Raw genomic sequence first — 26446 nt, 5'->3', positions numbered from 1 at the left:
AAATTGGGCGCCTGCTGTTGTTTTTAATATCCGACTGTTCCTCTTGGGGTTGTGGGGCCCGCGCCCCGCCCCCCCCCCGGGGGGGGGGGGGGCCCCGGGCCCGGCGGGACCCGGTCAGTCCGTGACGTCCGTGACCGTCCAGCGCTGGTTGGAACCGGAGTTGGGCTGCCACGTCGTGACCGCGGCGCCCTCGTGCGTGGCCTGCCCGCCCACCTCCAGGAGGCGCCCGGTGGCCGCGTTCACCAGGGTCCAGGTGCCGTCGCCCGTGGTGGACATGATCCACTCGGCGGCCGGGTCCCGTTCACCGGTGTGCGGTTCGGTCACCGGGACGTCGTCGCGCACGGCCAGCCGCTCGCCGTCCACCGGGCTGGTGAACTCGTAGCGCTCGCGCACGCCGTCGCCGGGACGTACCGCGCTCAGCCGCCACTGCTGGGAGGCGGAGCCGTCGCCGGTACCGATGACGAGCTTCGTGCCGTCGCCGGCCACGGTGACCGCTTTGCCGCTCTGCACGCCGGTGAGGGTGTACGTGTGTCCCTTGCGCAGCAGCGGGGCGTCCTGCGCGACGCCGGAGACGCCCTCGACGACGAAGGACGTCACCGACCGGGCGGGCACGGTGAAGGTGGCCGCGCGGTCGGTGACCTTGATGGCACCGTGCCGCTCCAGCTTGCCGTCGGCACTGGTCACGACGGGGGTGACGGTCGCGTTCCGGCCGATGGTGCGGAACTTGGACAGGTCGACGGTGACGTCGCGCGCCTCGGCGGTGCTGTTGACGTGGACGAGCGAGGCGCCCTTGCCGTTCTTCGTCACCGCCGCCGCGCTGGAGGTGTCGTCCACCTTGATCAGCCGGTCACCGGGCTTGATGAAGTGGGTGAAGTTGCGGGCGGTGTCGAACTTGGTGTTCGTGTATATGGGGCAGGTCTCGAGGGTGTCCTTCGAGGTGCAGCCGAAGGGGAGCTGGATCTCGCCCCAGTTGCCGCCCTTGGCGGACTCGCCGCCGGGCTTCATGTTGTCGTGGTCCTCGACGGGCTGCCAGAACACCCAGGCGCGCGGCTCCAGCTCGCGCAGGTCGTCGACGATGCGCTGGGCGAGGCCGAGACCGGGACGCATGTCCGTGAAGCTCTGTCCGTCGCCCCAGTCGCCCTCGACCTCGCTCATCCACAGCGGCTTGTCCTCGGCCTTGGCGATGTCGCGCACGGTGGTGCGCCGGCCGGTGCCGTAGGTGTGGACGTTCATCTGGTCGACGAGGTCGCGCGCCTCGGGCGAGTAGGTGTTCCAGTTCCGCGCGAAGAGGGACGGGTTGGTCTCGTCCATGGCGGAGATCTCCGCCTTGGTCTTCGCCTTCTTCAGCGCGGGGGAGAGGGCGTGGAGCACCTTCTCCTGGAGTTCGGGGCCGATGTGGGCGCCCTCCTGGCGTCCGCCGACGGGTTCGCCGTCCGCGCCGAGGCGGGTGCTCCAGTAGTCGGTGTTGGGCTCGTTGAAGGGGTCGACGGTGTCGACCGTGATGCCGTGCGCCTTCTCCAGCCGCTCGGTGGCGCCCGCCAGGTAGGCGGCGAAGTCGTCGACCGACTCGGTCTTCAGCTGGTCGGCGCCTGCGTCGAACCCGCCGGACACGTAACCGCTGACGGTCATGAACCAGGGCGGGGAGTTGCTGAAGGTCTCCCAGTGGGTGATGTCCTTCTTGATGCGGTCCACCCACCACCGCTGGGTGGCGTCGGCGTTCTCGTTCCAGTCGGCGGGGTCCTCGGCGTCCCACCAGCCGGTGTCCTCGCGGGTGGTGCCCGCGGGCGCCTTCCACCAGCCCTCGACCGCTCCGCCGGCCCGCAGGTAGTCCTTCACGTCGGGGGCGTTGCCGCCGCCGACGTTGTACCGGGCGATGTTCAGGGCGAGGCCGTCGTCGCCGAACAGGAGCCGCGCGAGCTTCTCGCGGATCTGAGGCGGGTAGTCGCCGGTGGCGTTGGCGAACCAGACCAGGCTGGTGCCCCAGCCCTCGAACTCCTCCTGCTGGTAGGAGGGGTCGGGCCGGACGGTGACGGAGGGGAGGTCCGCGGCCTGGGCGGCGGCGGACGTCGGCCCGGGGACCAGGGCGGCCCCGGTGACCAGGGCGGCGGTGAGCCCGGCGGCCGTGAGGAGCCGTCTGTTGCGGGTGCGGCGTGCCATCGGTGTGCTCCCAACAGTGAGGTGTGGTCGCGCTTCGGTGGAACCTCCCGTCGCGCCGGCGGCCGGCGGGAGGGGACGGCCCCCGGAACGGGTGCGTGCCGTTCCGGGGAGCTGTGGGGTGTCAGGCGGCCGGCTGCCGCAGTACGGCGACCGCGCGGGGCCCGAGCGTGAGGACGCCGTCGGCGCCGGTGGTGCCGAGGAGCACCTCCCCGTCGAGGCCGCGCACCGCGACGGCGTCGTCGGTCCGGTTCACCAGGAACAGGAACCGGTCCTCGGCGCCCCGGCGTACGACCGGCTCGATCAGCCCCCGCACCTCGGCGGGCAGTTCGCTCTCCACGCCGGCCGGCCCCAGCAGCCGCGGCAGCAGCGAGGTGAGCCCCTCGACACCGAGCCGGGTGGAGACGTACGCGGCGGAACCCCCGCCCGTCGGCCGCCGGGTGACGGCGGGCCTGCCCGACTGCTCGCCGGTGCGGTAGCGGGCCAGGACCTCGGTCCCGGCACCGGTCACGGTGATCCGGTCGGTCCACAGGGCACCGGTCGTGCCGTCGTCGAGCTCCACGCTGTCGCCGGCGAGCAGCGGGCCGAACTCCTCGATGCGGATGCCGAGCAGGTCCCGCAGGGCGCCGGGATAGCCGCCGAGCCAGACGTGGTCGTGCTCGTCGACGACACCGGAGAAGTACGTGGTGATCAGGTGGCCGCCCTGTTCGGCGTACCGGGTGAGGGTCTTCGCCAGGTCGGCCGGGACCAGGTGCAGCACGGGGGCGATCAGCACCTGGTGGCGGTGCAGGTCGGCCCGGGTGGTGACGAGGTCGGCGCGGATCCCGAGGGCGAGGAGTGCCGAGTACCAGTCGAGCGCCTCCTGCCGGTAGTCGAGCAGGGAGGTGGGGTGGGAGTCCTGCTCGCTCGCCCACCACGACTCCCAGTCGTAGAGGATGCCGACCCGGGCGGGCTCCCGCTCGGTCCCGGCGAGCGGGGCGAGCGTCTTCAGGGTGGCGCCCAGTTCTGCCACCGCGCGGAACAGTTCGCTGTCCGCACCGGCGTGCGGGACCATCGCCGAGTGGTACTTCTCGGCGCCCGCCGCCGACTGCCGCCACTGGAAGAAGCAGACCGCGTCGGCGCCGTGGGCGACGTGCAGCAGCGAGTCGCGGGCCAGGTCGCCGGGGCGCTTGGCCACGTTGACGGGCTGCCAGTTGACGGCGCTGGTGGAGTGCTCCATCAGGAACCAGGGCCGCCCGCCGGAGATGCCGCTGGTGAGGTTGGCGGAGAAGGACAGCTCGTCGCGGTCCTGCGGGCCGGGGTGGACGTAGTGGTCGTTGGAGACGAAGTCGATCTCGTCGGCCCAGTCGGGGTAGTTCATCCCCTTGGTGTTGCCCATCACCATGAAGTTGGTGGTGACGGGGATGTCCGGGGTGAGCTCCCGCAGGATCTTCCGCTCGGCGCGCAGGTGGTCCTTGAGGGCGTCCGAGGAGAACCGCTTGAAGTCCAGCTGCTGGGTGGGGTTGGGGTGGGAGGCGGCCAGCCGCGGCGGCAGGATCTGCTCCCAGTCGGTGTACCGCTGCGACCAGAACGCCGTGCCCCAGGCGCTGTTGAGCGCCTCCACCGTGACGTAGCGGGCGCGCAGCCAGTCACGGAAGGCACGGGCCGCGTCGTCGGAGTAGTCGTAGACGTTGTGGCAGCCCAGCTCGTTGTTGACGTGCCAGGCGACGAGCGCCGGATGACCGGCGTAGCGGGCCGCCAGCTCCCGGACCAGGCGCAGCGCGTGCCGGCGGAAGACGGGCGAGGTGGGCCGCCAGTGCTGGCGAGCGCCCGGCCAGAGGGTCTCGCCGGTGGCCGTGACCGGGAGGATCTCCGGGTGGGCCGTGGTGAGCCAGGGCGGCGGGGAGGCGGTGGCGGTGGCGAGGTCGACGCCGATACCGCCCTGGTGCAGCAGGTCCATCACCTCGTCGAGCCAGGCGAAGTCCCAGGTGTCCTCGGCCGGTTGCAGCCGGGCCCAGGAGAAGATCCCCACGGACACGAGGTTCACGCCGGCCTCCCGCATCAGCCGGACGTCCTCCTCCCACACGGTGCGGGGCCACTGCTCGGGGTTGTAGTCGGCGCCGTAGACGAGACGGGGAGCGGGGTCACCGTCCGCCCCGCCGGTGCGGGACAGGAGGGTGGAGATCATGGCGGTCCTTCCGGGGTGTGGTGCACGGGGGGCGGCGCGGAGTCCGCCCGCGCCGCCCTGCGTCTGGTGCCGTCCTACTTCTCGACGGTGAAGCCCTGCTCCTCGGCGTACTTCACCGAGGCGTCCTGCCAGGCCTTCAGGCCGTCCGCGAGCGTGGTGCCCGAGACGTAGGCCTTGCCGACCGTGTCGTTGAAGATCGAGTGGGCGTACTGCTGGAACGGCAGGTACGACCAGTCGCTGGCGACGTTCGCGGCGGACTCGGCGAAGATCTTGTTCGCCTCCTGGCCACCGAGGTAGTCGAACTTGGTGCTCTGGAAGTCGGCGGACTGCAGTTCCGCCTTGGTGGCCGGGAAGGCGCCCTGCTCGACGCGGGTGCCGACGCCGTCACCGGAGTTCGCGTACTCCACGAAGGCGTAGGCGAGTTCCTTGTTCTTGCCGAGCGAGGGCAGGGTCAGCGAGCTGCCGCCGTTCTCCGCGCTGGCCTTGTCGCCCTTCGTCCAGGCCGGCATCGGGGCCGCGCGCCAGTCGCCGGCCGCGTTCGGCACGCCGCTGACGAAGTTGGCGGGCATCCAGGCACCGGTGGTCAGGGTGGCGATGCTGCCGTCGCCCAGGCCCTTGTACCACTCGTCGGTCCAGCTGTTGACCGGGGCGAGGAGCTTCTCGTCGATGAGCTTCTGCCAGGTGTCCGTGTACTTCTTGGCCTTCGCGTCACTGAAGTCGATCTTCACGTCGGTGCCGTCGACCTTGTAGGGACGCGAACCGGCCTGCCACAGCAGGCTGGTGGTGAAGCCGGCGTCGCCGGCGTCGTTGGCGATGTAGACCTCGGGGTCGGCCTTGTGCAGCTTGCGCGCGGCGTCGACGTACTCGTCCCAGGTGGCCGGGACGGCGATCTTGTGCTTGTCGAAGACCTTCTTGTTGTAGAACATCGCCATCGGGCCGGAGTCCATCGGCAGGCCGTAGACCGCCTTGTCCTCGCTCACGGCGTTCCACGGGCCGGGCGTGTACTTGGAGGCCAGCTTGTCGGCGCCGAAGGGGGCCAGGTCGGTGAGGCCCTTGCCGAGGGCGTACTGGTTCACCGCGAAGTACTCGATCTGCGCGACGTCCGGGACGCCCTTCTCGGCCGAGATCGCGTTCGACAGCGCGGTGTAGTGCTTGTCGCCCGACCGCTCGCCGACGAGGTTGATCTTGACCTTCGGGTACTTCTTCTCGAAGTCGGCGGCGACCGTCTTCAGGGTGGGCTCCCAGGACCACACCGTCACCGTGCCGCCCTTCTTCAGGGCCGCCTGGACGTCCGAGGCGGAGACCGCCTCGTCGGTGGAGTCGTCGCCGGAGCCGCCGCAGGCGGTGGCGCCCAGGGCCACGGCGGACAGGAGGGCGATGCCGCGCAGCAGGCGGCCGGTGTTTCTGCGCATGAGGGTGTTTCCACTTCTTCGTGGGCGGGGTGAGGGTGGTGGTGCGGTGTGGGGCTGGGGGCGGCCGGGGAGCCGCGCGGTCACTCCTTGACGCTGCCCGCGGCGAGGCCCGACTGCCAGTACTTCTGGAGCAGCAGGAACGCGGCGATGAGCGGCAGGATGGTGATCAGCGAACCGGTGATCACCAGGTTGAAGATGACCTCGCCGCCGACGGTCTCGGCCTGGGAGTTCCACGCGCTCAGACCGAGCGTCAGCGGGTACCAGTCCGAGTCCTTGAGCATGATCAGCGGCAGGAAGTAGTTGTTCCAGGTGGCGACCGTGGTGAACAGCAGCACGGTCACGATGCCGGGGGCGAGCAGCGGGAGGGCGACGGTGAAGAAGGTGCGCGCCTCGCCGGCCCCGTCGATGCGGGCGGCCTCGAGCAGTTCGGTGGGGATGGCCTCGGTGGCGAACACCCACATCAGGTACAGGCCGAACGGCGAGACCAGCGAGGGGATGATCACCGCCCACGGGGTGTCGGTCAGACCCATCTTGCTGAACATCAGGAAGGTGGGCACCGCGAGGGCCGTGCCGGGCACTGCCACCGCGCCGATGACCGTGGCGAAGACGCCGCGCTTGCCGGGGAAGTCGAACTTCGCCAGCGCGTAACCGCCGAGGACCGCCAGGAGGGTGGCCCCGCCGGCGCCCAGCACCACGTACAGCAGGGTGTTCAGCAGCCAGCGCGTGAACACGCCGTCGTGGTAGGTGAACGTGTCGCGGATGTTGTCCCACAGCGCGAAGTCGTCGGCGAACCACATCCCGGAGGAGTCGGCCAGACCCGCCTGCGTCTTGGTGGCGTTGATGACCAGCCAGACCAGCGGCACGACGGTGTAGACGACGATCAGGGAGGTCAGCACGGTCAGCAGCACGCTGCGCCGGGGCTTGTCGGCGGAGTGCCTGCGGGTCGCGCGCAGCCGTGGCGCGGTCCGGCCGGGACCGGAGGCCTCGGCGGGTCCGGCCGGGGAGGCGGTGGTGAGAGGGCTGCTCATCGGGTCACGCTCCCTTGCGCATGCCGCGCAGCTGCACGACGTAGGCGATCACCATCGTGATCAGGCCCATGATGATGGCCACCGTCGCGGAGTAGTTGTGCTGCTGGCCGTTGAAGGACAGCGAGTACGTGTAGAAGTTCGGCGTGTAGTCGGTGGTGAGGGCGTTGCGGGCGAGCGGACGCAGGATGTTCGGCTCGTTGAACAGCTGGAAGCTGCCGATGATGGAGAAGATCGTCGCGATGACCAGGGCGCCCCGGATCGCGGGCAGCTTGATCGCGGTGATCACCCGGATCTGCCCGGCGCCGTCGATCTCCGCCGCCTCGTACAGGGAGTTCGGGATGACGCGCAGCGCCGAGTAGAAGATCAGCATGTTGTAGCCGACGAACTCCCAGGTGACGATGTTGCCGATGGACGCCAGCACCAGGTCGGGGGAGAGCGGGTCGGGCAGCGAGACGTCGAACGCCCCGTTGATGTCGCCGACCAGGCCGTACTTCGTGCCGTACATGAAGCCCCACATGAGGGTGGCGACCACGGCGGGCACCGCGTACGGCAGGAAGATCGTGATGCGGAAGAAGCTCTTGCCGTAGAGCCGGCCGCTGTCCAGGGCCAGCGCCACCAGCAGCGCGATGCCGAGCATGATCGGCACCTGGATGCACAGGAAGAGCGAGACCCGGCCGAGGGCCGCCCAGAACCGGTCGTCCTGGAGCGCCTGTTCGTAGTTGTCGAAACCGACGAAGACGGTTCCGCCGATGAGCTGGTCGCGGAAGAGGCTCAAGTAGATCGAGTACACGATCGGCGCCAGGAAGACCAGGGCGAACACGGCCACGAAGGGACCGATGAAGCCCCACCCCGTCCAGGAGCGGCGGTCCCGTCTCGCCGGAGGAGGCGCCGGCCTCGGCTCGGCGTCCACCGGCGGTTGCAGCGTCGTCATGTCGTTCCTCGCTCGTCACCGTTCGGGACCGGCGGCCGCCCGGCGTGTGAGCCGGACGACATGCCCCTGCACATGATGTTTGCGTAAACATCGGTCACCGCGAAGCGCCGCCGAGCTGTTATGTTTACGTAAACATCGGATGGCGGAATGTTTACACTGCCCTCCTGAGGACGGTCAAGGGTCCTCTTGGCAAACGGTGACGCGAGCAGTGACAGGAAGGCGGCTGACGGCGAGTGGACACGGCCGAGAGAACGCCGGCGAACGCAGTCGGCCCCGCCACCGAGGTCATCGAGGCCGCCGCGGCCGGCGGCGGCGCGCGGCGCACCCGGGGCGGCACCCGGACCACGGCCTCCATGGCCGACGTGGCCCGCCTGGCGGGCGTCTCCTCCCAGACCGTCTCCCGTGTCTCCAACGGCTACGCCGGTGTGAACGAGGAGACGCGCCGGCAGGTGCTGGCCGCGATGAAGGAACTCGGCTACCGGCCCAACAGCGCGGCCCGCGCCCTCAAGCGCGGCGAGTTCCGCACCATCGGCGTCATCATCTTCACCCTGTCCACCACCGGCAACGTCCGCACCCTGGAGGCGATCGCCACCTCCGCCGCGCGCGAGGGCTACGCCGTGACGCTGCTGCCGGTCGCCGTGCCGACGCAGGACGAGGTGCGCGGGGCGTTCTCCCGGCTCGAGGAACTCGCCGTCGACGCCGTCATCGTCATCATGGAGGTCCACCTCCTGGACGCGGCGATGATCCAACTCCCCCCGCACGTCCAGGTCGTCGTGGTGGTCGACTCCGACGCCGGCGACCATTACACGGTCGTCGACACCGACCAGGCGGGCGGCACCCGCGCCGCCGTCGAGCATCTGCTCGGCCTCGGCCACCGCACGGTGTGGCATCTCGGCGGCCCCGAGGACTCGTTCGCCGCCCAGCGCCGTACGGACGCCTGGCGCGCCGCCCTCACCGAGGCCGGCCGGGTGCCTCCGCCCCTCGTCCGGGGCGACTGGTCGGCGGACTCCGGTTACCGGGCCGGCCTCGAACTCGCCGCCCGGGAGGAGTGCACGGCCGTCTTCGCCGCCAACGACCAGATGGCGCTGGGCCTGTTGCGCGCCCTGCACGAACGCGGCCGGCGCGTACCGGAGGACGTCAGCGTCGTCGGCTTCGACGACATCCCCGAGGCGTCCTCCTTCCTGCCCCCGCTGACCACCCTCCACCAGGACTTCGCCGAGGTGGGGCGGCTCTGTGTGCAGGCGGTGCTGAGCAAGGTGCGCCAGGACGGCCCCGAGCGGGGCACCACGCTCGTGCCGACCCGGCTGGTGGTGCGCGCCAGCACGGCACCGCCGCCGGGACCCGCCTGACGGTCGAACTCCTGCCTGCCGTCCGCGAGTCGGTGTGCGAGACTCGATGATCGTCAGGCGCGTTCGAACCACTCCCCGGGACGGACTTCGCCGATGGGCACACCCTCCAACCCTCCGCGGATCGACACCGGCAGGGCGCATCCGGCGCGGGTCCACGACTGGTTGCCGGGCGGCGAGGACAACTACCCGGTCGACGAGGCCGTGAGGGAGGAACTGCCGCCCGAGGCACGCGACGCCGCCCGGCGGAACCGCCGGTTCATGAACCGGGCGGCGGCCTGGCTCGCGGGCCGGGGCATCGACCCCGGCGCCCTCTTTCGAGGACAGCGGCATCTACGCGGGTGTGGCCCGGCTCTCCTGGCCCTTCGGTGATCACCGAAGGGCCCACAGGCTAGCGTCCTCACATGAACGTTTCCTCGGACCAAGGCCGGCACCAGGCACCTCCGGGTGACGACGCGACCGGAGCCACGGCGTGACGCCGCTGGAGATGGTCGGCGTCTTCGCGGCGGGCGTCGGCGCCGGCGCCATGAACGCGGTCGTCGGCTCGGGAACGCTGATCACCTTCCCCGTGCTGCTCGCCACCGGGCTGTCCCCCGTCACCGCCACGGTCTCCAACGCGCTCGGACTGATCCCCGGCTCCGTCAGCGGCGCCATCGGATACCGCAGGGAACTCGCCGGCCAGGGCCGGCGCGTGCGGAGGCTCGGCGTCGGCGCCGCGCTGGGCGGACTCTGCGGCGCGACACTCCTGCTGGCCCTGCCCGCCGAGGCGTTCGAGACCATCGTGCCGACCCTGGTGGGGCTCGCCCTCCTCCTCGTCGCGTTCCAGCCCCTGATCGGCAAGAAGGTGCGCGACCGCCGGGCGAAGGGACACTCCTCCCACCGCGACGGCGGATGGCCGCTGTCCGCCGGCCTGACCCTGGCCAGCGTCTACGGCGGCTACTTCTCCGCGGCGCAGGGCATCATCTACATATCCCTGATGGGCCTGCTCATCGACGAGCCACTGCAACGCCTCAACGCCGTCAAGAACGTACTCGCCGCGATCGTCAACACGGTCGCCGCGGCCTTCTTCCTCTTCGTCGCCGACTTCGACTGGACGGCCGTCGCGCTCATCGCGGCCGGATCCGCCCTGGGCGGCCAGCTCGGAGCGAGGACCGGCCGCAAATTCAGCCCCGCCGTGCTGCGCGCCCTCATCGTCACGATCGGCACCCTCGCCCTCGTCCAGTTGCTGCTCCGCTGACCACCGCCCGCTCTCAGGGCAGGATCGCGTCCACGTAGCCGCCGTCGACGCGCAGCGCCCCACCCGTCGTCGCGGAGGCATGCTCCGAGCTGAGGCAGACGATCATGCAGGCGATCTCCTCCGGTTCGATCAGCCGTTGCAGCAGCGACTGCGGCCGGTGCTCGCGCATGAAGGCGCGCTGCGCCTCGTCCCACGGGAGCCCACGGTCCACCGGCCCGTGGACGAAGTCCTTCATCCCGCCCGTGTGGGTCGGCCCCGCGATGACCGAGTTCACCGTGACCCCCGTGCCCGCGGCCTGCTTGGCGAACCCGCGGCCCACGGCGAGCAGCGCCGTCTTGGACATCCCATAGTGGATCATCTCGGCGGGAGTGACGATCGCCGAGTCGCCGGCGATGTACTGGACGCGCCCCCAGCCGCACTCGGCCATGCCCGGCAGGAAGAGCCGGGTCAGCCGCACGGCGGCCAGGACGTTCACCTCGAAGTAACGCCGCCACTCGTCGGCGGTGATCCTCAGTGGGTCCGCGGAACCGAAGACGCCGAGGTTGTTGACGAGGATGTCCATCCGCGGCAGGGCCTGGGCGACCTGCTCGGCGCCCGCCTCGGTGGTCACGTCCGCCGCGACCGGCACCACGTCGGCGCCGGGCACCTCCCGCTCCAGGGCGCAGACGCTGTCCTGCACGCGCTCGGTGGAGCGCCCGTTGACCGCGACCCGGGCGCCCGCCCGCGCCGGCCCGGCGGCGATCGCCGCACCGATGCCCCGGGCGGAGCCGGTGACCAGTGCCGTACGGCCCTTGAGATCGATCCGCACGTCGTGCATTCCCTTCGCCTGGGTACCAGTGCCTGCATGCGATGCCCGAACACGGACGGAGGGCGCTGCCCGCGCACGCGCTCCGACTGGTCCTGCTCCTTCCCTGGACCAGCGACCGAATCACCACAAACCGCCCGGTGGGCATACCCTTCTTGTAGTGCACTCGTGAAGAGGCGGGAGACGACGTGACGGCCGAACACACGGACACGCCGGACGGCCGGACGAAGACCGGGGCCGATGCGAACGGCGACGACCTGCTCCACGGACTGGAGGTGGACGACCGGCGTCCGGAGCGGCCCGTGCTGCTCGACGCCGACGGCACCCCGATCGAGACCTGGCGGGAGAACCACCCCTACGACCGCAGGATCCGCCGGGCGGAGTACGAGAGGACCAAGCGCATCCTGCAGATCGAACTGCTGAAGATGCAGCGGTGGGTCAAGGACACCGGCCAGCGCATCGTGGTGCTCTGCGAGGGACGGGACGCGGCCGGCAAGGGCGGCACCATCCAGCGGTTCATCGAACGCCTCAACCCCCGCGGCGCCCGCGTGGTCGCCCTGGAGAAGCCGACCGAGCGGGAGTCGGGGCAGTGGTACTTCCAGCGCTACGTGGCCCACCTGCCGGCCCGCGGCGAGATCGTCTTCTTCGACCGCTCCTGGTACAACCGCGCGGGCGTCGAGCGGGTCATGGGATTCTGCTCGGACACCGAGTACCACCAGTTCCTGGAGCAGGCGCCCCTGTTCGAGCGGCTGCTCACCGACGACGGCATCGTGCTGGTGAAGTTCTGGTTCTCGGTGTCCCGGGCCGAGCAGCGGACCCGGTTCGCGATCCGCCAGGTCGATCCGGTGCGCCGCTGGAAGCTGTCGCCGATGGACCTCGCCTCGCTCGACCGCTGGGACGACTACACCGAGGCCAAGATCGAGATGTTCCGGGCGACGGACACGCCCCACGCGCCGTGGACGGTCGTGAAGAACAACGACAAGCGGCGGGGCCGGCTGGAGGCGATGCGCAGCCTCCTCGACCGCTGCGACTATCCGGCGAAGGACCACGAGGCCCTGGGCAAGCCGGACCCGCTGATCGTGGGCGCGGCGGACACCCTGCTGGAGGCCGGTGAGGAACCCGCGGCCCTCTCACCGACCCCCCTCGCGGGTCCCGGGGACGGCCCGGGCGTTCACCCGGACACGTGACCCGGTCACCCCAGTGGCAGCGTCACCTCACCAGCGCCCCGCGCCTCGGCCCCACCGGCCACGCGCACCGTGAACGGCCGGTCGGTCCCGGACGCGGTGACCCGCAGGACGTCGCCGTCCCGCCGGACCCGGAACGTCGCGGCCGGCAGCCCCGCCGTGTCCGGCACGGTGACCTCGGCCGCGTAGCCGGGCGCGGCCGAGGGGTGCACGAGCAGGACCGGAGCGTCCAGCCAGTCGCCGTCGGGCCGGGAGTCGTCGCCGGCCAGCGGCAGTACGGCGCCCTCGCGGACGTAGAGCGGAAGGCTGTCGTAGCCGTGCCGTTCGGTGCGCCAGCACGGGCCGGTGACCCGCTCGCCGCTCAGCAGATGCGTCCAGGTGCCCCCGGGCAGATAGACCTCCACCTCGCCGTCCTCGCTGAACACCGGCGCGACCAGCAGGTCGGGGCCGAGCATGTACTGGCGGTCGAGCGGGCGGCACGCCGGGTCCTGCGGGAACTCCAGCACCATGGGCCGCATCATCGGCACGCCCGTGCGGTGGGTCTCGGCGGCGGCGCCGTACAGGTACGGCATCAGGCGGTGCTTGAGCAGGGTGAACCGCCGGGCGACGTCGACCGCCTCGTCGCCGAACTCCCACGGCACCCGGTACGACGTGGAGCCGTGCAGCCGGCTGTGCGAGGAGAGCAGGCCGAAGGCGAGCCAGCGCTTGAAGACCTCGGGGACGGGCGTGCCCTCGAAGCCGCCGATGTCGTGGCTCCAGAAGCCGAACCCGCTCAGCGACAGGGACAGACCGCCGCGCAGGGACTCGGCCATCGCCTCGAAGGACGACCAGCAGTCGCCGCCCCAGTGCACCGGGTACTGCTGGCCGCCTGCGGTCGCGGACCGGGCGAAGACCACCGCCTCGCCCTGCCCGCGCTCCTTCTCCAGGAGTTCGAACACCGTCCGGTTGTACAGGTGCGTGTAGTAGTTGTGCATCCGCTCGGGGTCGGAGCCGTCGTGCCAGACGACATCGGTGGGGATGCGCTCGCCGAAGTCCGTCTTGAAGCTGTCCACCCCCTGGTCGAGCAGCGGCTTGAGCTTCGACTGGAACCAGGCGCGCGCGTCGGGACTGGTGAAGTCGACCAGGCCCATGCCGGCCTGCCACAGGTCCCACTGCCACACGTCGCCGTCCGTGCGGCGCACCAGGTGTCCGAGGGCCGCGGCCTCGTCGAAGAGCGGGGACTTCTGGGCGATGTACGGGTTGATCCAGGCGCTGATCCGCAGGCCCTTCTCCTTGAGCCGGGCCAGCATGCCCTCCGGGTCGGGGAAGACGTCCGGGTCCCACTGGAAGTCGCACCACTGGTACTCGCGCATCCAGAAGCAGTCGAAGTGGAACACCGACAGCGGGATGCCGCGCTCGGCCATGCCGTCGACGAACGAGGTCACCGTCGCCTCGTCGTAGGACGTGGTGAAGGAGGTGCTGAGCCACAGGCCGAACGACCAGGCCGGCGGCAGGGCCGGGCGTCCGGTGAGGGCCGTGTAGCGGCCGAGGACGTCCTTCGGGGTGGGTCCTGCGACGACGTAGTACTCCAGCGCCTGGTCCTCGACGCTGAACTGGACCTGCCCGACGGACTCGGAGCCGACCTCGAAGGAGACGGCGCCGGGGTGGTTGACGAAGACGCCGTAGCCGCGGGAGGAGAGGTAGAACGGGACGTTCTTGTAGGCCTGCTCGCTGCTCGTGCCGCCGTCGGCCTGCCAGACGTCGACGGTCTGGCCGTTCTTGACGAACGGGGTGAAGCGCTCGCCCAGGCCGTAGACCTGCTCGCCGACGCCGAGGGACAGCCGGCTCAGCACGTGGTGCGCTCCCTCGCCGGTGGTGGCGAAGGCGGTGCTCTTGGCGCCGGCGCGGGTCAGTTCGCGTCCGTCCGCGTCGTGGAAGGTGAGCGCGAAGGGACCGGTCCCGTCCAGGCGCAGCGACAGGGGACCGCTGGTCAGCTCGGTGACGGTGCCGTCTTGACGTACCGTCCCCGCGCCGTCCGCGTCCCCGGTGAGGGCGAAGTCGGGGCCCGGCCGGCGCTTGCCCGCGTGGTGGGTGACCCGGACGCCGATCACGCCTTCGGCGGGGGAGAAGCACTCGACCGTGATCAGCGGCGCGTTGAGGGTGTCGCCCCTGCGTGTCACTTTCTTCACGGCGGCGTAGCCGGTGAAGCGCTTCGATTCCGGGCGCACATCGCGCACTTCGGTGGCGTACGAGATCTGGACACCGTCACGGATGCGCCAGAAGCCGTCAGTGAATTTCATGGTCTTCCTCGGAGGGGGAGGTCGGCAGAGGCCCGGGAGAAAGCCCCTGACCAGGAACTATGACAGGAGACGCAGAACCTGTCACGCCTTGGCGCAAGCAGATCGTATCGCTGGGGGTCTAGCGCGACCGGCTTCCGCTGGCGTATTAGTAATCAGGCAAAACAAATTACACCCGGTGAAGCGCCAGGCAACACCTCGGCGAGAGCCGCTGTCAGTCGAAGCGCTTCACCAGCCTCCTGAAAGAGTCACCAGCTCAGCGCAGGTTGAGCCGGTCCCCACGCAAGGGCACCCACCGTGACAGCACATCCTCCGGTTGCCGCACACCGCGCGCGCGGACGTTCGCGCGGAGCCGTCACGTCGCTCACCGCCGTCTCCGTCCTCATCGCCGGAGCGGCGCTGACCGGCTGCGCACAGCAGCGCGACAGCGACGTGTACACCGTGATGAACTCCTCGACCGACGAGACCTACCACCGCTGGGACGCCGAGGCGATGGCCCGCTGCGGCGAGCGGCTGGGCGTCACCGTCGAGCAGCAGAGCGTCCCCGCCTCGCAGGTGATGACGAAGGCCCTGCGCATGGCCTCGTCGAAGTCGCTGCCGGACATCGTGCAGTTCGACGCCTCCGAGATGCCGACCTTCGCCGACGCCGGCGGCCTCGTCGACCTGCGCACCCTGGGCCTCGCCACCGACGACATCCCCGAGGGCATCGTCGATTTCGGCTCCTACGAGGGGACGTACTACGGAGCGGCCCGCTCCGTGAACACCCTCGCGCTCTTCTACAACAAGGACATCCTGGACGAGGCGGGCGTGAAGGTGCCCACCACCTGGGACGAGCTGCGCCAGGCGGCGAAGAGGCTCACCGAGGGCAACCGGTACGGTCTGGCGCTCAGCGCGGGCGGAGCCGAGGACGGCGTCTTCCAGTTCACGCCGTTCATGTGGTCCAACGGTGGTGACGAGACGGATCTCGACAGCCCTCAGGTCGTCGGGGCGCTCGACTACTGGAAGGCGCTGCTCCAGGACGGGTCGCTGTCCAAGTCCACGGTCAACTGGACGCAGGCCGATGTGAACGACCAGTTCATGGCCGGGAACGCCGCGATGATGATCAACGGCCCGTGGCAGGTCGAGACCCTCAACACCAAGAAGTCGCTGCACTGGGAGATCGCGCAGATCCCCGTCCCCGAGGCGGGCGCCGACTCGGTGGGACCGCTCGGCGGCGCGGTGCTCACCGTGCCCCGCACCGGTGACGCGGAGCGCGAGAGGACGGCCGGCCGGATCGTCGCCTGTCTGGCGAGCGAGAAGGAACAGCTCACCTACGCCCGCAACAGCTGGATGGTCCCGGCCAACGAGAAGGCCGCCGCGAAGTGGCGCGAGCAGGTGCCCGAGCTGGACGCGCTGGCCGACCAGGTCGCCGCCGCCCGCTCCCGCACCGCCAAGCTGGGTGCCGGCTGGTCGGGCGTGTCGCTCGCCCTGCAGAGCGCCTTCCAGTCCGCCCTGACCGGCCAGTCCAGCGAAACCGCCCTGCAGCGCGCCCAGCAGCGCGCCACGAGCGGGAACTGAGGTACGCGCCCATGACCACGTCCACCGTCACCACTCCGGTGTCCGCGCAGACCTCCGGGAAGGGCACCGCGCCGGACCCGGCCCGGCAGCGCCTGCGCCGCAGACTCGCCCAGTGGGGCTTCGTCGCCCCCGCCGTCGTCTTCATGCTGCTGTTCTTCGGCTACCCGCTCGTCCGCAACATCGTGATGAGCTTCCAGCACTACACACCGAAGACGTTCTTCACCGGCGAGGCCCCCTTCAACGGCACCGACAACTGGTCGTCCGTCTTCCAGGACGTCCTGTTCGGCAAGGCCCTGTGGCACACCCTCGTCTTCACCGCGGGCTCCCTGCTCGGCCAGTTCTGCATCGGCCTGGCCCTCGCCGTCTTCTTCAACCGCAGGTTCCCCCTGAACGGCGTCCTGCGGTCGCTGATCCTGCTGCCCTGGCTGGTGCCCATGGTGGTGTCCGGCATCGTCTGGCGCCGCATCCTCGACCAGGACACCGGCGTGCTGAACACGTTCCTGGACACCCTGGGCCTGGGTGGTCAGACCCCGTGGCTGACCAGCCCCGACATGGCACTGCTCTCGGTGATCCTGGTCAACATCTGGATCGGCATCCCGTTCAACATGGTCATCCTGTACGGCGGCCTCCAGGAGATACCGAAGGAGCTGTACGAGGCGTCCGCCCTGGACGGCGCCTCGGCCTGGCGGACCTTCCGCTCCATCACCCTGCCGATGCTCAAGCCGGTGATCACGGTCGTCCTGGTGCTCGGCTTCATGTCGACGGTCAAGATCCTCGACCTGATCCTCGCCCTCACCGACGGCGGACCCGCCGACGCCACCCAGACCCTGGGCACGCTCACCTACCAGAACTCCTTCGTGGAACTGGACTTCGGCGCCGGCGCGGTCGTCGGCAACGTCCTCATTCTCATCTCCGCAGTGTTCGCGGTGTTCTACCTGCGGGCCAACCGCACCGAGGGGAAGTGACCGACATGGCCGCTCACACTCCCGCCGCGTCCCGGCGCCGCTGGGGCTCCACCGTCGCCGGTGTGCTCGTCCTGGGCGTGATGCTGTTCCCGCTGTACTGGATGCTCAACACCGCGCTCCAGCCGGAGTCGGGCCTGCTCCAGGTCGACCCGGTGCCCGGGAGCCTGGACCTCTCCGGATTCTCCAAGGCCATCGGCGACCAGGGCGGACATCTGCTGACCTCGCTGCTGGTCTCCTTCGGCGCCGTCGCCATCTGCCTGGCGATCTCCGCCCCGGCGGCCTACGGACTGGCCCGGTTCGGCCTGCGCGGCTCGCGCACCATCGTCTTCGGCACCCTGATCACCCAGATGGTGCCGGGCATCGTCATCGCCAACGCCCTCTACAACTCGTACGTCGACCTGGGCCTGGTGAACTCCTACTTCGGCCTGATGCTCGCGGACGCCTCGCTCGGCATCCCGTTCTCCATCGTCCTCATGCGCTCCTTCATGGTGTCCATCCCGGGCGAGGTCATCGAGGCCGCCGAGATCGACGGGGCCGGCCCGGTGCGGGTCTTCCTGCGGGTGGTGCTCCCGATGAGCCGCAACTCGCTGATCACCTCCGGCCTGTTCGCGTTCCTGTTCTCGTGGAGCGACTTCATGTTCGCGCTGACCCTGAACACCACCGACGACGTCAAGCCGATCACGCTCGGCATCTACCAGTACATCGGCGCCCACGTCGGCGACTGGGGCGCGGTCATGGCCGCGTCCGTGCTCTCCGCCGTCCCGGCCGCGATCCTGCTCGTCCTCGCCCAGAAGTACATCGCCGCCGGCATCACCGGGGGCTCCGTCAAGTGATCACCGCACGCACCGAGATGGACTCGCACCGCATGAGCGACTTCCCCCGTTTCCCGCCCGGCTTCGTCTTCGGCGCCGCGACCGCCTCGTACCAGATCGAGGGCGCGGCGTACGAGGACGGCCGAGGCCCGTCGATCTGGGACACCTACAGCCACACCCCCGGCCTGGTCGCGAACGGCGACACCGGTGACGTCGCCTGCGACCACTACCACCGCTATCCCGAGGACGTGGCCCTGCTGCGCGACCTCGGCGTCGGCTCGTACCGCTTCTCGATCGCCTGGCCGCGCATCGTGCCCGACGGCACCGGCCCGGTGAACCCCAAGGGCCTGGACTTCTACTCCCGGCTGGTCGACGAGCTCCTCGCCGCCGGCATCGAGCCCGCCGCCACCCTCTACCACTGGGACCTCCCCCAGGCGCTCGAGGACCGGGGCGGCTGGCGGGTGCGGGAGACCGCCGAGCGGTTCGCCGAGTACGCGGCCGTCGTCGCCGAGCGCCTGGGCGACCGGGTGCCCCGCTGGATCACCCTCAACGAGCCGTGGTGCAGCGCCTTCCTCGGCTACTCCGTCGGTCGCCACGCCCCGGGCGCCCGCGAGGGCCGGGGCGCCCTGGCCGCCGCCCACCACCTGCTGGTCGGCCACGGACTGGCCGTCCAGGCGCTGCGGTCCGCCGGGGTCCGCGAGGTGGGCATCACCCTCAACCTCGACCACCACCTGCCCGCCACGGACTCCGCCGCCGACCGGGAGGCCGTCGTACGCGCCGACACCCTGCACAACCTGGTGTGGACGGAGCCGATCCTCGCCGGGCGCTACCCGGACACCGAGGAGGACACCTGGGGCGAGCTGATCACCGCACAGGACTTCCGCCGCGACGGCGACCTGGAGCTGATCTCGCAGCCGCTGGACTTCCTCGGCGTCAACTACTACCGCCCGATCGTCGTCGCCGACGCCCCGTACCGCGAGGACGACCCCGCCCTGCGCGTGGCGACCGACAACCGCTACGCCGAGACGGCGCTGCCCGGCGTCCGGCACACCGCGATGGGCTGGCCGGTCGCCCCGGACACCTTCACCGACCTCCTGGTGGACCTGAAGGAGCAGTACGGCGACGCCCTGCCGCCGGTGCACATCACCGAGAACGGCTCCGCCGAGGACGACGAGGCGAGCGCGGACGGCGCCGTGCACGACACCGACCGGGTGGCGTACCTGCGCGACCACCTCACCGCGCTGCGGGCCGCGATCGACGCGGGTGTGGACGTGCGCGGCTACTACGTGTGGTCGCTGCTCGACAACTTCGAGTGGGCCTTCGGCTACGACAAGCGCTTCGGCATCGTCCGGGTCGACTACGACACGCAGCAGCGCACCCCGAAGGACAGCTACCACTGGTACCGGCGCATGATCGCCGCCCAGCGGCCCTGACGGACCGGCTCTAGACGGCGCCCTCACGGTCGTCGAAGGCGCCGTCGACGACCGGTTCCGGCCGCACCGCGAGCGGCAGGACGGCGGGGGAGCCGGTGAGCGCGAGGCCGCCCGCGTCCGCCGCTCCGGCCGCGGCGACGGGCTTGCGCAGCAGGAGCAGGGCCGCGTCGTCGTGCAGCCGGCCGCCCACGTGGTCCAGCAGTTCCTGGTGCAGTGCGGCGAGCGTGCGGGCCGGCTCGTCGCACAGGTGCCGGGCCAGGCCCTCGGCCAGCGGGTAGAACTCACGGTCGGCGTCGCGGGCCTCCGTGACCCCGTCGGTGTAGAACAGCAGCTGGTCCCCCTCGGTGAAGGACACCACCTGGAGGCCGGGGGACTCGCCCGACAGGGCACGCAGCCCCAGGGGCGGCGCCGGGCGGTCGGGGTCCACCGGCACCACCTCGGTGCCGCGGACCAGCAGCGGGGGAGCGTGTCCGCAGTTGACCACCTCCAGCCGCCCCGGCTCCGGGTAGCCGGCGACCACGGCGGTGACGAAGTCGTCGTGGCCGAGGTTGCGGGCCAGGCTCCGTTCGATCCGGCAGACCACGTCCAGCAGATCAGGCTCGTCGTAGGCGGCCTCACGGAAGACACCGAGCACCAGGGCGGCCGTTCCCACGGCCGGCAGTCCCTTGCCGCGCACATCGCCGACGATCATCCGGACCCCGTACGGAGTGGGGATGAGGGCGTAGAGGTCACCGCCGATCCGGGCCTCCGCCGCGGCGGCGCTGTAGTGGACCGCCGCCTGGAACGGGCCGACGGTCTCCGGGACCGGCTTGAGCAGGGCGTGCTGCGCGGTCTCCGCGACGGAACGGACGGCGGCGAGCACCCGCTCCCGGCGTCCGCGCAGGGCGCTGGCGAGCGTGCCGGCCAGGGCGACGGTCACCAGCGCGGCGAGTACGGCGGTCAGCTCCGAGGCAGGCATGCCGTGCCGGACGCCGATCGCCGCGCCGAGGAGGGAAGCCAGGAGACCGACCCCGAGGACCCCGGCCGGACGGCTGATGGCCGCCGCCAGCGCCGGGCCGGCGGCGAGCAGCGGCAGCCAGACCCTGCCCGTTCCTCCGGCGAGGTCGACGAGCACGATAAGGAAGACGATCAGTACGGGCAGCGCGGGCGTACCGGCCGCCCAGTGCGCGACGGCCCGCGCCCGGGGCGGCAAGGTGGGGCAGGCCCCCCGCTTGTGCTGTCGTATCGGCCAGTGGTCGCGTCCATGCTGACGGGCGTGACTCATGTGTCGTCCGCTGTCCTCACCTTTGCGCGGCGTGCGCGTGTCCCGAAATGTCTGCTCAATCAGGAAAGGTGATCGTCGTGAACGTCACAAGGGTCCGGTTTTCAGATAGTGAGCGAGAGACCCCGCGTCACCCGCCCGGCCGCGGGCAGGAGGCGCTTGCGGACCTCGTCGAGCCGGTGCAGCCGGTCCTTGCGCATGGACACGCCGAGCGAGCCCAGGGTGTGCCCGCTGTAGACCGGCACCGCGACACAGACGGTGCCCAGGGAGTACTCCTCCAAGTCGGTGACGGCCGGCGCCAGATCGCTGGTCTCGAGCCGGCGGATCAGCTCCGGAGCCGTGGTGATCGTCCGCGGGGTGAGGTCGTTGAGGGGGTGCCGGGAGAGGTACTCCCGGCGGGCCTCGTCGTCGAGCTCCCGAAGCACCGACTTGCCCAGCGCGGTGGCGTGCCCGGCGTCCTCGAACCCCACCCACAGCTCGGCCCGCGGGGTGCGGGGGCTGTCGACGATCTCGGCGACGCGGATCTCGCCGTCCTCGTAGAAGGTGAGATAGGCGGCGGTGGACAGCTCGTCCCGCAGCGCGGCGAGCGCCGGCCGGACCCGGCTGAGCAGCGCCTGGCCGCTGCCCTCCGTGTGCAGGGTCTGGAACCGGTCGCCCAGGACGAATCCGCCGTCGTCCAGCTTGCGCAGATACCCGTCGTGCACCAGCGTGCGCAGCAGGTGGTAGGCCGTGCCCAGGGGCAGCCCGGTCTCACGTGCCAGCTGTTTCGCCGGCGCGCCGTTCCGGTGGGCGCTCGCCGCCTCCAGCAGCCGGAAGGCACGCTGCACGGAGGTGATGAGCGTCGGGCCCGCACCCATGGGACCAGCCTGCGCCGGCCGCCCGCCGCAGGCAAGACCGGCGTCGCTCACCGCTTCCCGCCGCGGCCGGACGCCGCGTCGCTCAGTGGGCCGCCGCCTTCACTGTCGTGAGATCCTCACCGGTCAGTTCCGCGACCCGGTGGGCCGGCACCCCGGCGGCCAGCGCCCGCGTCAGCAGTCCGTCCCGTCCGTTCGTGCAGGACCGGTAGGCCAGCAGCTCCTCCTCCACCCGCGCCTGGTCCGGGGGAGCGAGTTCACCGCGCAGGCGGCTCAGCTCCTCGGCGCCGAGCGGAACGGGAAGGCGTTCGGCGCCTTCCGGGATGGCCCCCGTCTCCTCGGGCGGGAGGAGGCGCAACCGGGGGGAGGTGACGGTGACCCCCTGCGCGTCGAGCCAGGCCCGCACCGCCGGCGTGTCCAGGCAGGCGAGTTCCCCCACGGCGGCCAGGGGGACGCCGAGCGGTCCGTCCGCGTCGTCGAGCAGGACCAGGTAGGCGTCGTCGGTCATGTCCGGATGTCCCTTCCTCACGGGAAAGCGGTCACTGATCGCAGCTCCTCTACCCCGTGAAGGCACTCTCACCGCGCACTGCCCACGATGGGGTGACCGCCGTCCCGCGACCGCGGTCCGGCCCCGTGGCTCGTCGGCGGAAGCCCTCGGAAGGTCACGTGAACGCGGGGGAACGGACGGGCGCCCCACCGGAATGCGGCCGGGTCCGCACGGAGCGGACCCGGCCGGCGGGTTGGCGGGGCGGGCGGGGATCACGCCGCCGCGCGAGGGCTCAGGGAGCGGGGACCTCGTCCACGAAGGACGTGCCGGCGCCGCGATAGGCGTCGATCCTCGCGGACACCTGGGCCGGGGTGAGCACCTGGTCCTTGACGTGCAGCACGTAGTCGACCTGCTGGTCGTAGGCACGGGGCGCGGTCGACGTCTGGCCGTCGAGGTCGATCAGCCACTGGTTGAAGTTGATCGACATCGGGCGCTCCGGCAGGTACGCCGCGTCGTGGGTGCCGAAGTGCTGCCCGTCGACGTAGTAGGTGATGGCGCTGTCGTCGATGGTCACCACCAGGTCGTGCCAGCCGGCGAAGCTGCGCCGGCTCTCGCTGTGCTGGTTCACGGCCTGCCAGGGGTCCGGGTTGTAGGTCTCCCAGGAAGTCGTGTAGAGGATGTTGGACGGCTCGCCCCAGCCCCCGTTGGGCAGGTACTCGAAGTCGTACTCGGCGTAGTCGTCGGCCATCGGGGCCTTGAGGTCGTTGATGGTGAAGAAGGTCTGGACGACGCGGTCGCCGTCGGGACCGTACTTCGGGACGTCGGAGAACCGCACCCGGGCGGCGTAGGTGCCGTTCCTGAACTTCATGCTCCTGGTGAGGACTTCGGTGTGGACGGTGGAGGCGCCGGTACCGGCGGTGGAGGTCTCCAGGTTCATCACCGAGGTGCCGCCCGGGGCGCTGAAGGTGACCTTGGACGGGTCCCAGGTCGCGCCGGGCACACCGGGACCGCCGGAGTTGGACCGCACGTTCCAGCCGTGCGCGGAGATCGCGGGATCGGTGTGCGAGGTGTAGGCGAAGTCGTCGAACAGGGTCTGGCCGCCGCCCGGCGGGTCGGTCGGGTCGTCGCCCTCGGGGGCCGTGCCCCACACGGTGGCGCCGGCGAGCCGGGCGGTGACCTTGTTCCAGTCGGCGTACGAGGTCTGGGCGCCGTTGAAGGAGTAGTCGTCGTTCTGCCGCAGCGTCTGCCAGTCGGACCGGTGGAAGCGGAGCTGCATGTCCCCGGTGTCGGCGCCGGGGGCCAGTGATCCGGCGGACGCGGTGAACCCGATCTCCAGGTAGCGGTCGGCCGTCGCGGTGGGGTGGGCGAGGGTGCCGACGGTGCCGGTGATGGCGGAACAACCCCTGACCGCCCAGGAACAGGCGAAGCGGTACGTGGCGTTCGGGGTGTCGGCCTTGAAGTAGTAGCGGACCTTCACCTGGCTCAACTGCACGGTGGTGGAGCCGGTGTTGCGGACCTTGAACCAGGGCTCGCTCTGGTCGGCGGTGGCCCCGCCGGAGCTGGTGCGGTACTGGACCGTGAGGGTGCCGTCCGCGGCGGCGGCGGTGGCGGGGGGACCGGTCAGGGCGGCGCCGCCGAGCAGGGCGGTCAGTGCGAGTGCCGCTCGGGTGCGGCGGCCGGTGGGACGAGTGCTCATCCCTGTTCCTTTCGCTGTGGGGGTGGCGCACGGTGGATCGTCTGTGCGGCGTGTGCGGGTGCTGCCGCACGCCATGGAGCCCGAGGGGCGGCCCGGTCCGTCGCGGGACACGCGCGGTCCCGGACGGACGGCGAGCGGCGGTACACGCACGGTCCTCGGGATTGACCAGTCGGGCCCCGAGGCTTTACCAGTCGATGTCGAATGAAGGTGGCATAGACCAATGTGACCGTCAACCCTCCTGGCGGACCGGAGACTTGGCGCTCCTGAACGGGCTTCCCCGGTCGGTGGACCAGTTATGGTCGAAGCCGTACCAGTGCCATGACGGCCCGCCGGTCCGACGACGAACGAGGGTCCCCCATATGGAGATCGATTCCGCCGCATCGGGCGCCGTGCTCAAGCGCGAGCGGGTCCGCGACGCGATCCTCGAGCTCATCGAGGCCCGGCGCCCCGGCGATGCCATTCCCTCGGAACGCAGCCTGTGCGCCCGACTCGGCGTGTCCCGTCCCACGTTGCGCGCCGCCGTGGACGAACTCGTGCTCGCGGGGCTGCTGGTGCGCGAGCACGGCCGCGGCATGTTCGTCGCCGCCGAGAAAATCACCCAGGAACTGGTCCCCGGGCGGGGCTCCTTCGCCGTGCCGCGGGCCGGCGGTGTGTGGACCAGCCGGGTCCTGGAGCTCCGCACCCTGCCGGCCGGCGCCCGGGTGGGCCGCAGGCTGCGCATGTCACCGGCGGCGCGGATCCGGTACGTGGCCCGCCTCCGGCTGGTCGACGGCTCCCCCATGGCCATCGAGTACCTGCACGTCCCGGCGGACCTCGTGCCGGAGCTGACCAGGGAGGAACTGGAACAGGGCGATCTGTACGAGCACTTCCGCGACCGCCACGGTGTGCGGGTCGGTGAGGCGGTGCAGTCCATCGAGCCCACCGTGGTGACCCGCGCGGAGGCGGACCTGCTCGAGGTGCCCGAGTTGTCGCCCGCCCTGCTGTTCGAGCGCCTCACCACCGACACCGGTGACCGCCCGGTCGAGTACGTCCACTCGCTCTACCGGGGGGACCGGTACCGCATCGTCTCGCGGCTCGCTCTCGGCCCCCGTGCCGTTCCCGCGCCGCCACCCGGGGGACACCACCCCGGCATCCCTCCCGGGGACTTCCTGTCCGGCGGGCCGGTCACCTTCTCCACGCGTGGCGTGGTGCAGAGCGACCGGTGAGCCGGCGCTGGCCCCGTCGGCGACCCCGCGGCGGGAACGGCACGCCCGGTGTCCGCCCGTCTCCCGAAGACTCGGAAATTCCTTAGCCGTTTCGGTGCTTGCATGGCTGCTACGAGGACGGCTCGTGAGTCAGCGCAGGCCGTGCGTCTCGGTAGGCGGATGGACCGGCCCTCCGGTCGGTGCGCCGGAGAGTGTGCGTCTCGCATCGGATGCCGCCGCTTCCGCACCGCGGGCGCGGTGCGGACTCCCGCCGACCGGTCCTCTCCGTGGCGGTGGAAAGAGAGAAGATGTCCAAGCGCGCACTGATCACCGGAATCACCGGACAGGACGGCTCGTACCTGGCGGAACACCTGCTGAGCCAGGGGTACCGGGTGTGGGGGCTCTGCCGTGGGCAGGCCAACCCGCGAAAGGACCGGATCGCCGAGATGATCCCCGGCCTGTCCTTCGTGGACGGCGACCTGATGGACCAGGGCAGCCTGGTCTCGGCGGTCGACCTGGTCCAGCCCGACGAGGTCTACAACCTGGGGGCCATCTCCTTCGTCCCCATGTCCTGGCAGCAGCCCGAACTGGTCACCGAGGTCAACGGCACCGGCGTGCTGCGCATGCTCGAGGCCATCCGCATGGTCAGCGGACTCAGCAAGTCCTCCGGCGGCGGCTCCCGGGGCCAGATCCGCTTCTACCAGGCGTCCTCCTCGGAGATGTTCGGCCAGGTCGCCGAGAGCCCGCAGAGCGAGACCACCCGCTTCCACCCGCGCAGCCCGTACGGCGTGGCCAAGACCTTCGGTCACTACATCACCCGCAACTACCGCGAGTCGTTCGGCATGTACGGCGTCTCCGGGATCCTCTTCAACCACGAGTCCCCGCGCCGTGGCGCCGAGTTCGTGACCCGGAAGATCACCCTGGCCGTCGCCCAGATCAAGCTGGGCCTGATGGACAAGGTCAGCCTCGGCAACCTGGACGCCGAGCGGGACTGGGGCTTCGCCGGCGACTACGTGCGCGCCATGCACCTGATGCTCCAGCAGGAGGAGCCCGGCGACTACGTCGTGGGCACCGGATCGATGCACACGGTGCGCGACGCCGCACGCATCGCCTTCGAGCACGTGGGCCTGGACTGGCGCGACCACGTCGTGGTCGACCCCGGACTGGTGCGGCCCGCCGAGGTCGAGACGCTCTGCGCCGACTCGACCAACGCCCGCAAGGAACTGGGCTGGGAGCCCGAGGTCGACTTCGAGCAGCTGATGCGCATGATGGTCGAGTCCGACCTGCGACAGGCCTCGCGCGAGCGCGACTACAGCCGGCTGGTGGCGGCCGCCGGCACCTGGTAGGCCCCTCGGGCCGCCGGGCCGTCCGCTCCGGCCTCACACACTAGGGATTTCCGCAGCCGTACCGCCCGAGACTGGGCCCATGGTCTGCGGAACTGTGTGCACGGCACGCGCGCTGCGCGCGTGCTCCGGAGGAGTTGCCGCGGCGGTCCCCGTCCGGCGTCGTGCCGGGGGTGCGCCCCCGGCCCGGGGGGCCCCGCCCCCCCGACCGCCCCCCCCGGGTGGCGCGGCCCCCCCCCCACCGCTCCGGTAGCGCAGCGGACGGAGCGTCACCCGGGTTGCGCAGCATCCCGGGTGAGCTGACCGCGCAGCGG

Annotated in this window: 20 protein-coding genes and 1 pseudogene; 10 read left to right on the top strand and 11 right to left on the bottom strand. The window is 70.9% G+C overall.

Features of this window, described 5'->3' with window-relative positions; all coding sequences use genetic code 11:
- Window positions 1-114: 114 nt before the first annotated feature.
- The 5 genes from ACFXAE_RS25885 to ACFXAE_RS25865 form a co-directional block, all read right to left on the bottom strand.
- The gene (locus ACFXAE_RS25885; protein WP_384718967.1) at window positions 115-2157 is read right to left on the bottom strand and encodes an RICIN domain-containing protein; all 2043 of its coding nucleotides are present in this window, start codon (window positions 2155-2157) and stop codon (window positions 115-117) included.
- Between the two features lie 121 nt (window positions 2158-2278).
- Window positions 2279-4321, bottom strand: coding sequence for a beta-galactosidase (locus ACFXAE_RS25880; protein WP_384718965.1), 2043 nt, complete (start codon window positions 4319-4321; stop codon window positions 2279-2281).
- Window positions 4322-4395: 74 nt separating this feature from the next.
- Window positions 4396-5733, bottom strand: a complete 1338-nt coding sequence (locus tag ACFXAE_RS25875; protein ID WP_384718963.1) for an ABC transporter substrate-binding protein — start codon at window positions 5731-5733, stop codon at window positions 4396-4398.
- 80 nt (window positions 5734-5813) lie between these two features.
- Entirely contained in the window at window positions 5814-6761 is a 948-nt protein-coding gene (locus tag ACFXAE_RS25870) for a carbohydrate ABC transporter permease (RefSeq protein WP_384718961.1), read from the bottom strand.
- Between the two features lie 4 nt (window positions 6762-6765).
- Complete coding sequence (locus ACFXAE_RS25865) at window positions 6766-7692, bottom strand: carbohydrate ABC transporter permease (protein WP_384718959.1); 927 nt, start codon at window positions 7690-7692, stop codon at window positions 6766-6768.
- Between the two features lie 233 nt (window positions 7693-7925).
- On the opposite strand from ACFXAE_RS25865, the gene ACFXAE_RS25860 reads away from it, so the two are divergent.
- From ACFXAE_RS25860 to ACFXAE_RS25850, 3 genes and pseudogenes are all read left to right on the top strand, one after another.
- On the top strand, window positions 7926-9041 hold the full coding sequence (locus ACFXAE_RS25860; protein ID WP_384718957.1) for a LacI family DNA-binding transcriptional regulator: 1116 nt from the start codon (window positions 7926-7928) through the stop codon (window positions 9039-9041).
- A 93-nt stretch (window positions 9042-9134) separates the two neighbouring features.
- Window positions 9135-9341, top strand: a pseudogene (locus ACFXAE_RS25855) (SAM-dependent methyltransferase); the annotation flags it as partial.
- A gap of 169 nt (window positions 9342-9510) precedes the next feature.
- Window positions 9511-10275, top strand: coding sequence for a sulfite exporter TauE/SafE family protein (locus tag ACFXAE_RS25850; protein ID WP_384718955.1), 765 nt, complete (start codon window positions 9511-9513; stop codon window positions 10273-10275).
- Window positions 10276-10288: 13 nt separating this feature from the next.
- Here ACFXAE_RS25850 and ACFXAE_RS25845 read toward each other — a convergent pair whose 3' ends face one another.
- Window positions 10289-11083 (bottom strand): SDR family NAD(P)-dependent oxidoreductase, encoded by a 795-nt coding sequence (locus ACFXAE_RS25845; RefSeq protein ID WP_384718953.1) that lies wholly within the window; start codon window positions 11081-11083, stop codon window positions 10289-10291.
- Between the two features lie 185 nt (window positions 11084-11268).
- On the opposite strand from ACFXAE_RS25845, the gene ppk2 reads away from it, so the two are divergent.
- The gene (gene ppk2, locus ACFXAE_RS25840) at window positions 11269-12267 is read left to right on the top strand and encodes a polyphosphate kinase 2 (protein ID WP_384718951.1); all 999 of its coding nucleotides are present in this window, start codon (window positions 11269-11271) and stop codon (window positions 12265-12267) included.
- Window positions 12268-12272: 5 nt separating this feature from the next.
- On the opposite strand, the gene yicI is transcribed toward ppk2, so the two are convergent.
- Entirely contained in the window at window positions 12273-14543 is a 2271-nt protein-coding gene (gene yicI / locus ACFXAE_RS25835) for an alpha-xylosidase (protein WP_384718949.1), read from the bottom strand.
- 294 nt (window positions 14544-14837) lie between these two features.
- Between yicI and ACFXAE_RS25830 the strand changes: the two genes are divergently transcribed.
- Genes ACFXAE_RS25830 through ACFXAE_RS25815 form a run of 4 tightly spaced genes read left to right on the top strand, consistent with a single transcriptional unit; the run spans window position 14838 to window position 19307 of the window.
- The gene (locus ACFXAE_RS25830; protein WP_384718947.1) at window positions 14838-16097 is read left to right on the top strand and encodes an ABC transporter substrate-binding protein; all 1260 of its coding nucleotides are present in this window, start codon (window positions 14838-14840) and stop codon (window positions 16095-16097) included.
- Window positions 16098-16108: 11 nt separating this feature from the next.
- Window positions 16109-17062 (top strand): carbohydrate ABC transporter permease, encoded by a 954-nt coding sequence (locus tag ACFXAE_RS25825; RefSeq protein ID WP_384718945.1) that lies wholly within the window; start codon window positions 16109-16111, stop codon window positions 17060-17062.
- Window positions 17063-17067: 5 nt separating this feature from the next.
- Window positions 17068-17895, top strand: a complete 828-nt coding sequence (locus ACFXAE_RS25820) for a carbohydrate ABC transporter permease (RefSeq protein WP_384718943.1) — start codon at window positions 17068-17070, stop codon at window positions 17893-17895.
- Window positions 17896-17927: 32 nt separating this feature from the next.
- Window positions 17928-19307 carry a GH1 family beta-glucosidase gene (locus ACFXAE_RS25815; RefSeq protein ID WP_384718941.1) on the top strand — a complete coding sequence of 460 codons (1380 nt, stop codon included), beginning with the start codon at window positions 17928-17930 and terminating at the stop codon, window positions 19305-19307.
- 10 nt (window positions 19308-19317) lie between these two features.
- Here the strand turns inward: ACFXAE_RS25815 and ACFXAE_RS25810 are convergent, their stop codons facing one another.
- The 4 genes from ACFXAE_RS25810 to ACFXAE_RS25795 form a co-directional block, all read right to left on the bottom strand.
- Entirely contained in the window at window positions 19318-20571 is a 1254-nt protein-coding gene (locus ACFXAE_RS25810; protein WP_384718939.1) for a PP2C family protein-serine/threonine phosphatase, read from the bottom strand.
- 101 nt (window positions 20572-20672) lie between these two features.
- A complete protein-coding gene (locus ACFXAE_RS25805; RefSeq protein ID WP_384718937.1) occupies window positions 20673-21425 on the bottom strand; it encodes an IclR family transcriptional regulator in 753 nt (250 codons plus the stop codon).
- An 82-nt stretch (window positions 21426-21507) separates the two neighbouring features.
- Window positions 21508-21930: a DUF6003 family protein gene (locus tag ACFXAE_RS25800; RefSeq protein WP_384718935.1), complete on the bottom strand. Its 423-nt coding sequence runs from the start codon at window positions 21928-21930 to the stop codon at window positions 21508-21510.
- 271 nt (window positions 21931-22201) lie between these two features.
- Window positions 22202-23605, bottom strand: a complete 1404-nt coding sequence (locus ACFXAE_RS25795) for a cellulose binding domain-containing protein (RefSeq protein ID WP_384718933.1) — start codon at window positions 23603-23605, stop codon at window positions 22202-22204.
- 359 nt (window positions 23606-23964) lie between these two features.
- Between ACFXAE_RS25795 and ACFXAE_RS25790 the strand changes: the two genes are divergently transcribed.
- Both ACFXAE_RS25790 and ACFXAE_RS25785 read left to right on the top strand, forming a co-directional pair.
- The gene (locus ACFXAE_RS25790; protein WP_384718931.1) at window positions 23965-24810 is read left to right on the top strand and encodes a GntR family transcriptional regulator; all 846 of its coding nucleotides are present in this window, start codon (window positions 23965-23967) and stop codon (window positions 24808-24810) included.
- 287 nt (window positions 24811-25097) lie between these two features.
- Window positions 25098-26135, top strand: coding sequence for a GDP-mannose 4,6-dehydratase (locus tag ACFXAE_RS25785; protein ID WP_384718929.1), 1038 nt, complete (start codon window positions 25098-25100; stop codon window positions 26133-26135).
- Window positions 26136-26446 lie beyond the last annotated feature (311 nt).

Origin of the sequence: Streptomyces sp. NPDC059454 (assembly GCF_042749965.1) — a bacterium.
Lineage (GTDB): Bacteria > Actinomycetota > Actinomycetes > Streptomycetales > Streptomycetaceae > Streptomyces.
This window is presented reverse-complemented; position numbering and strand designations above follow the sequence as displayed.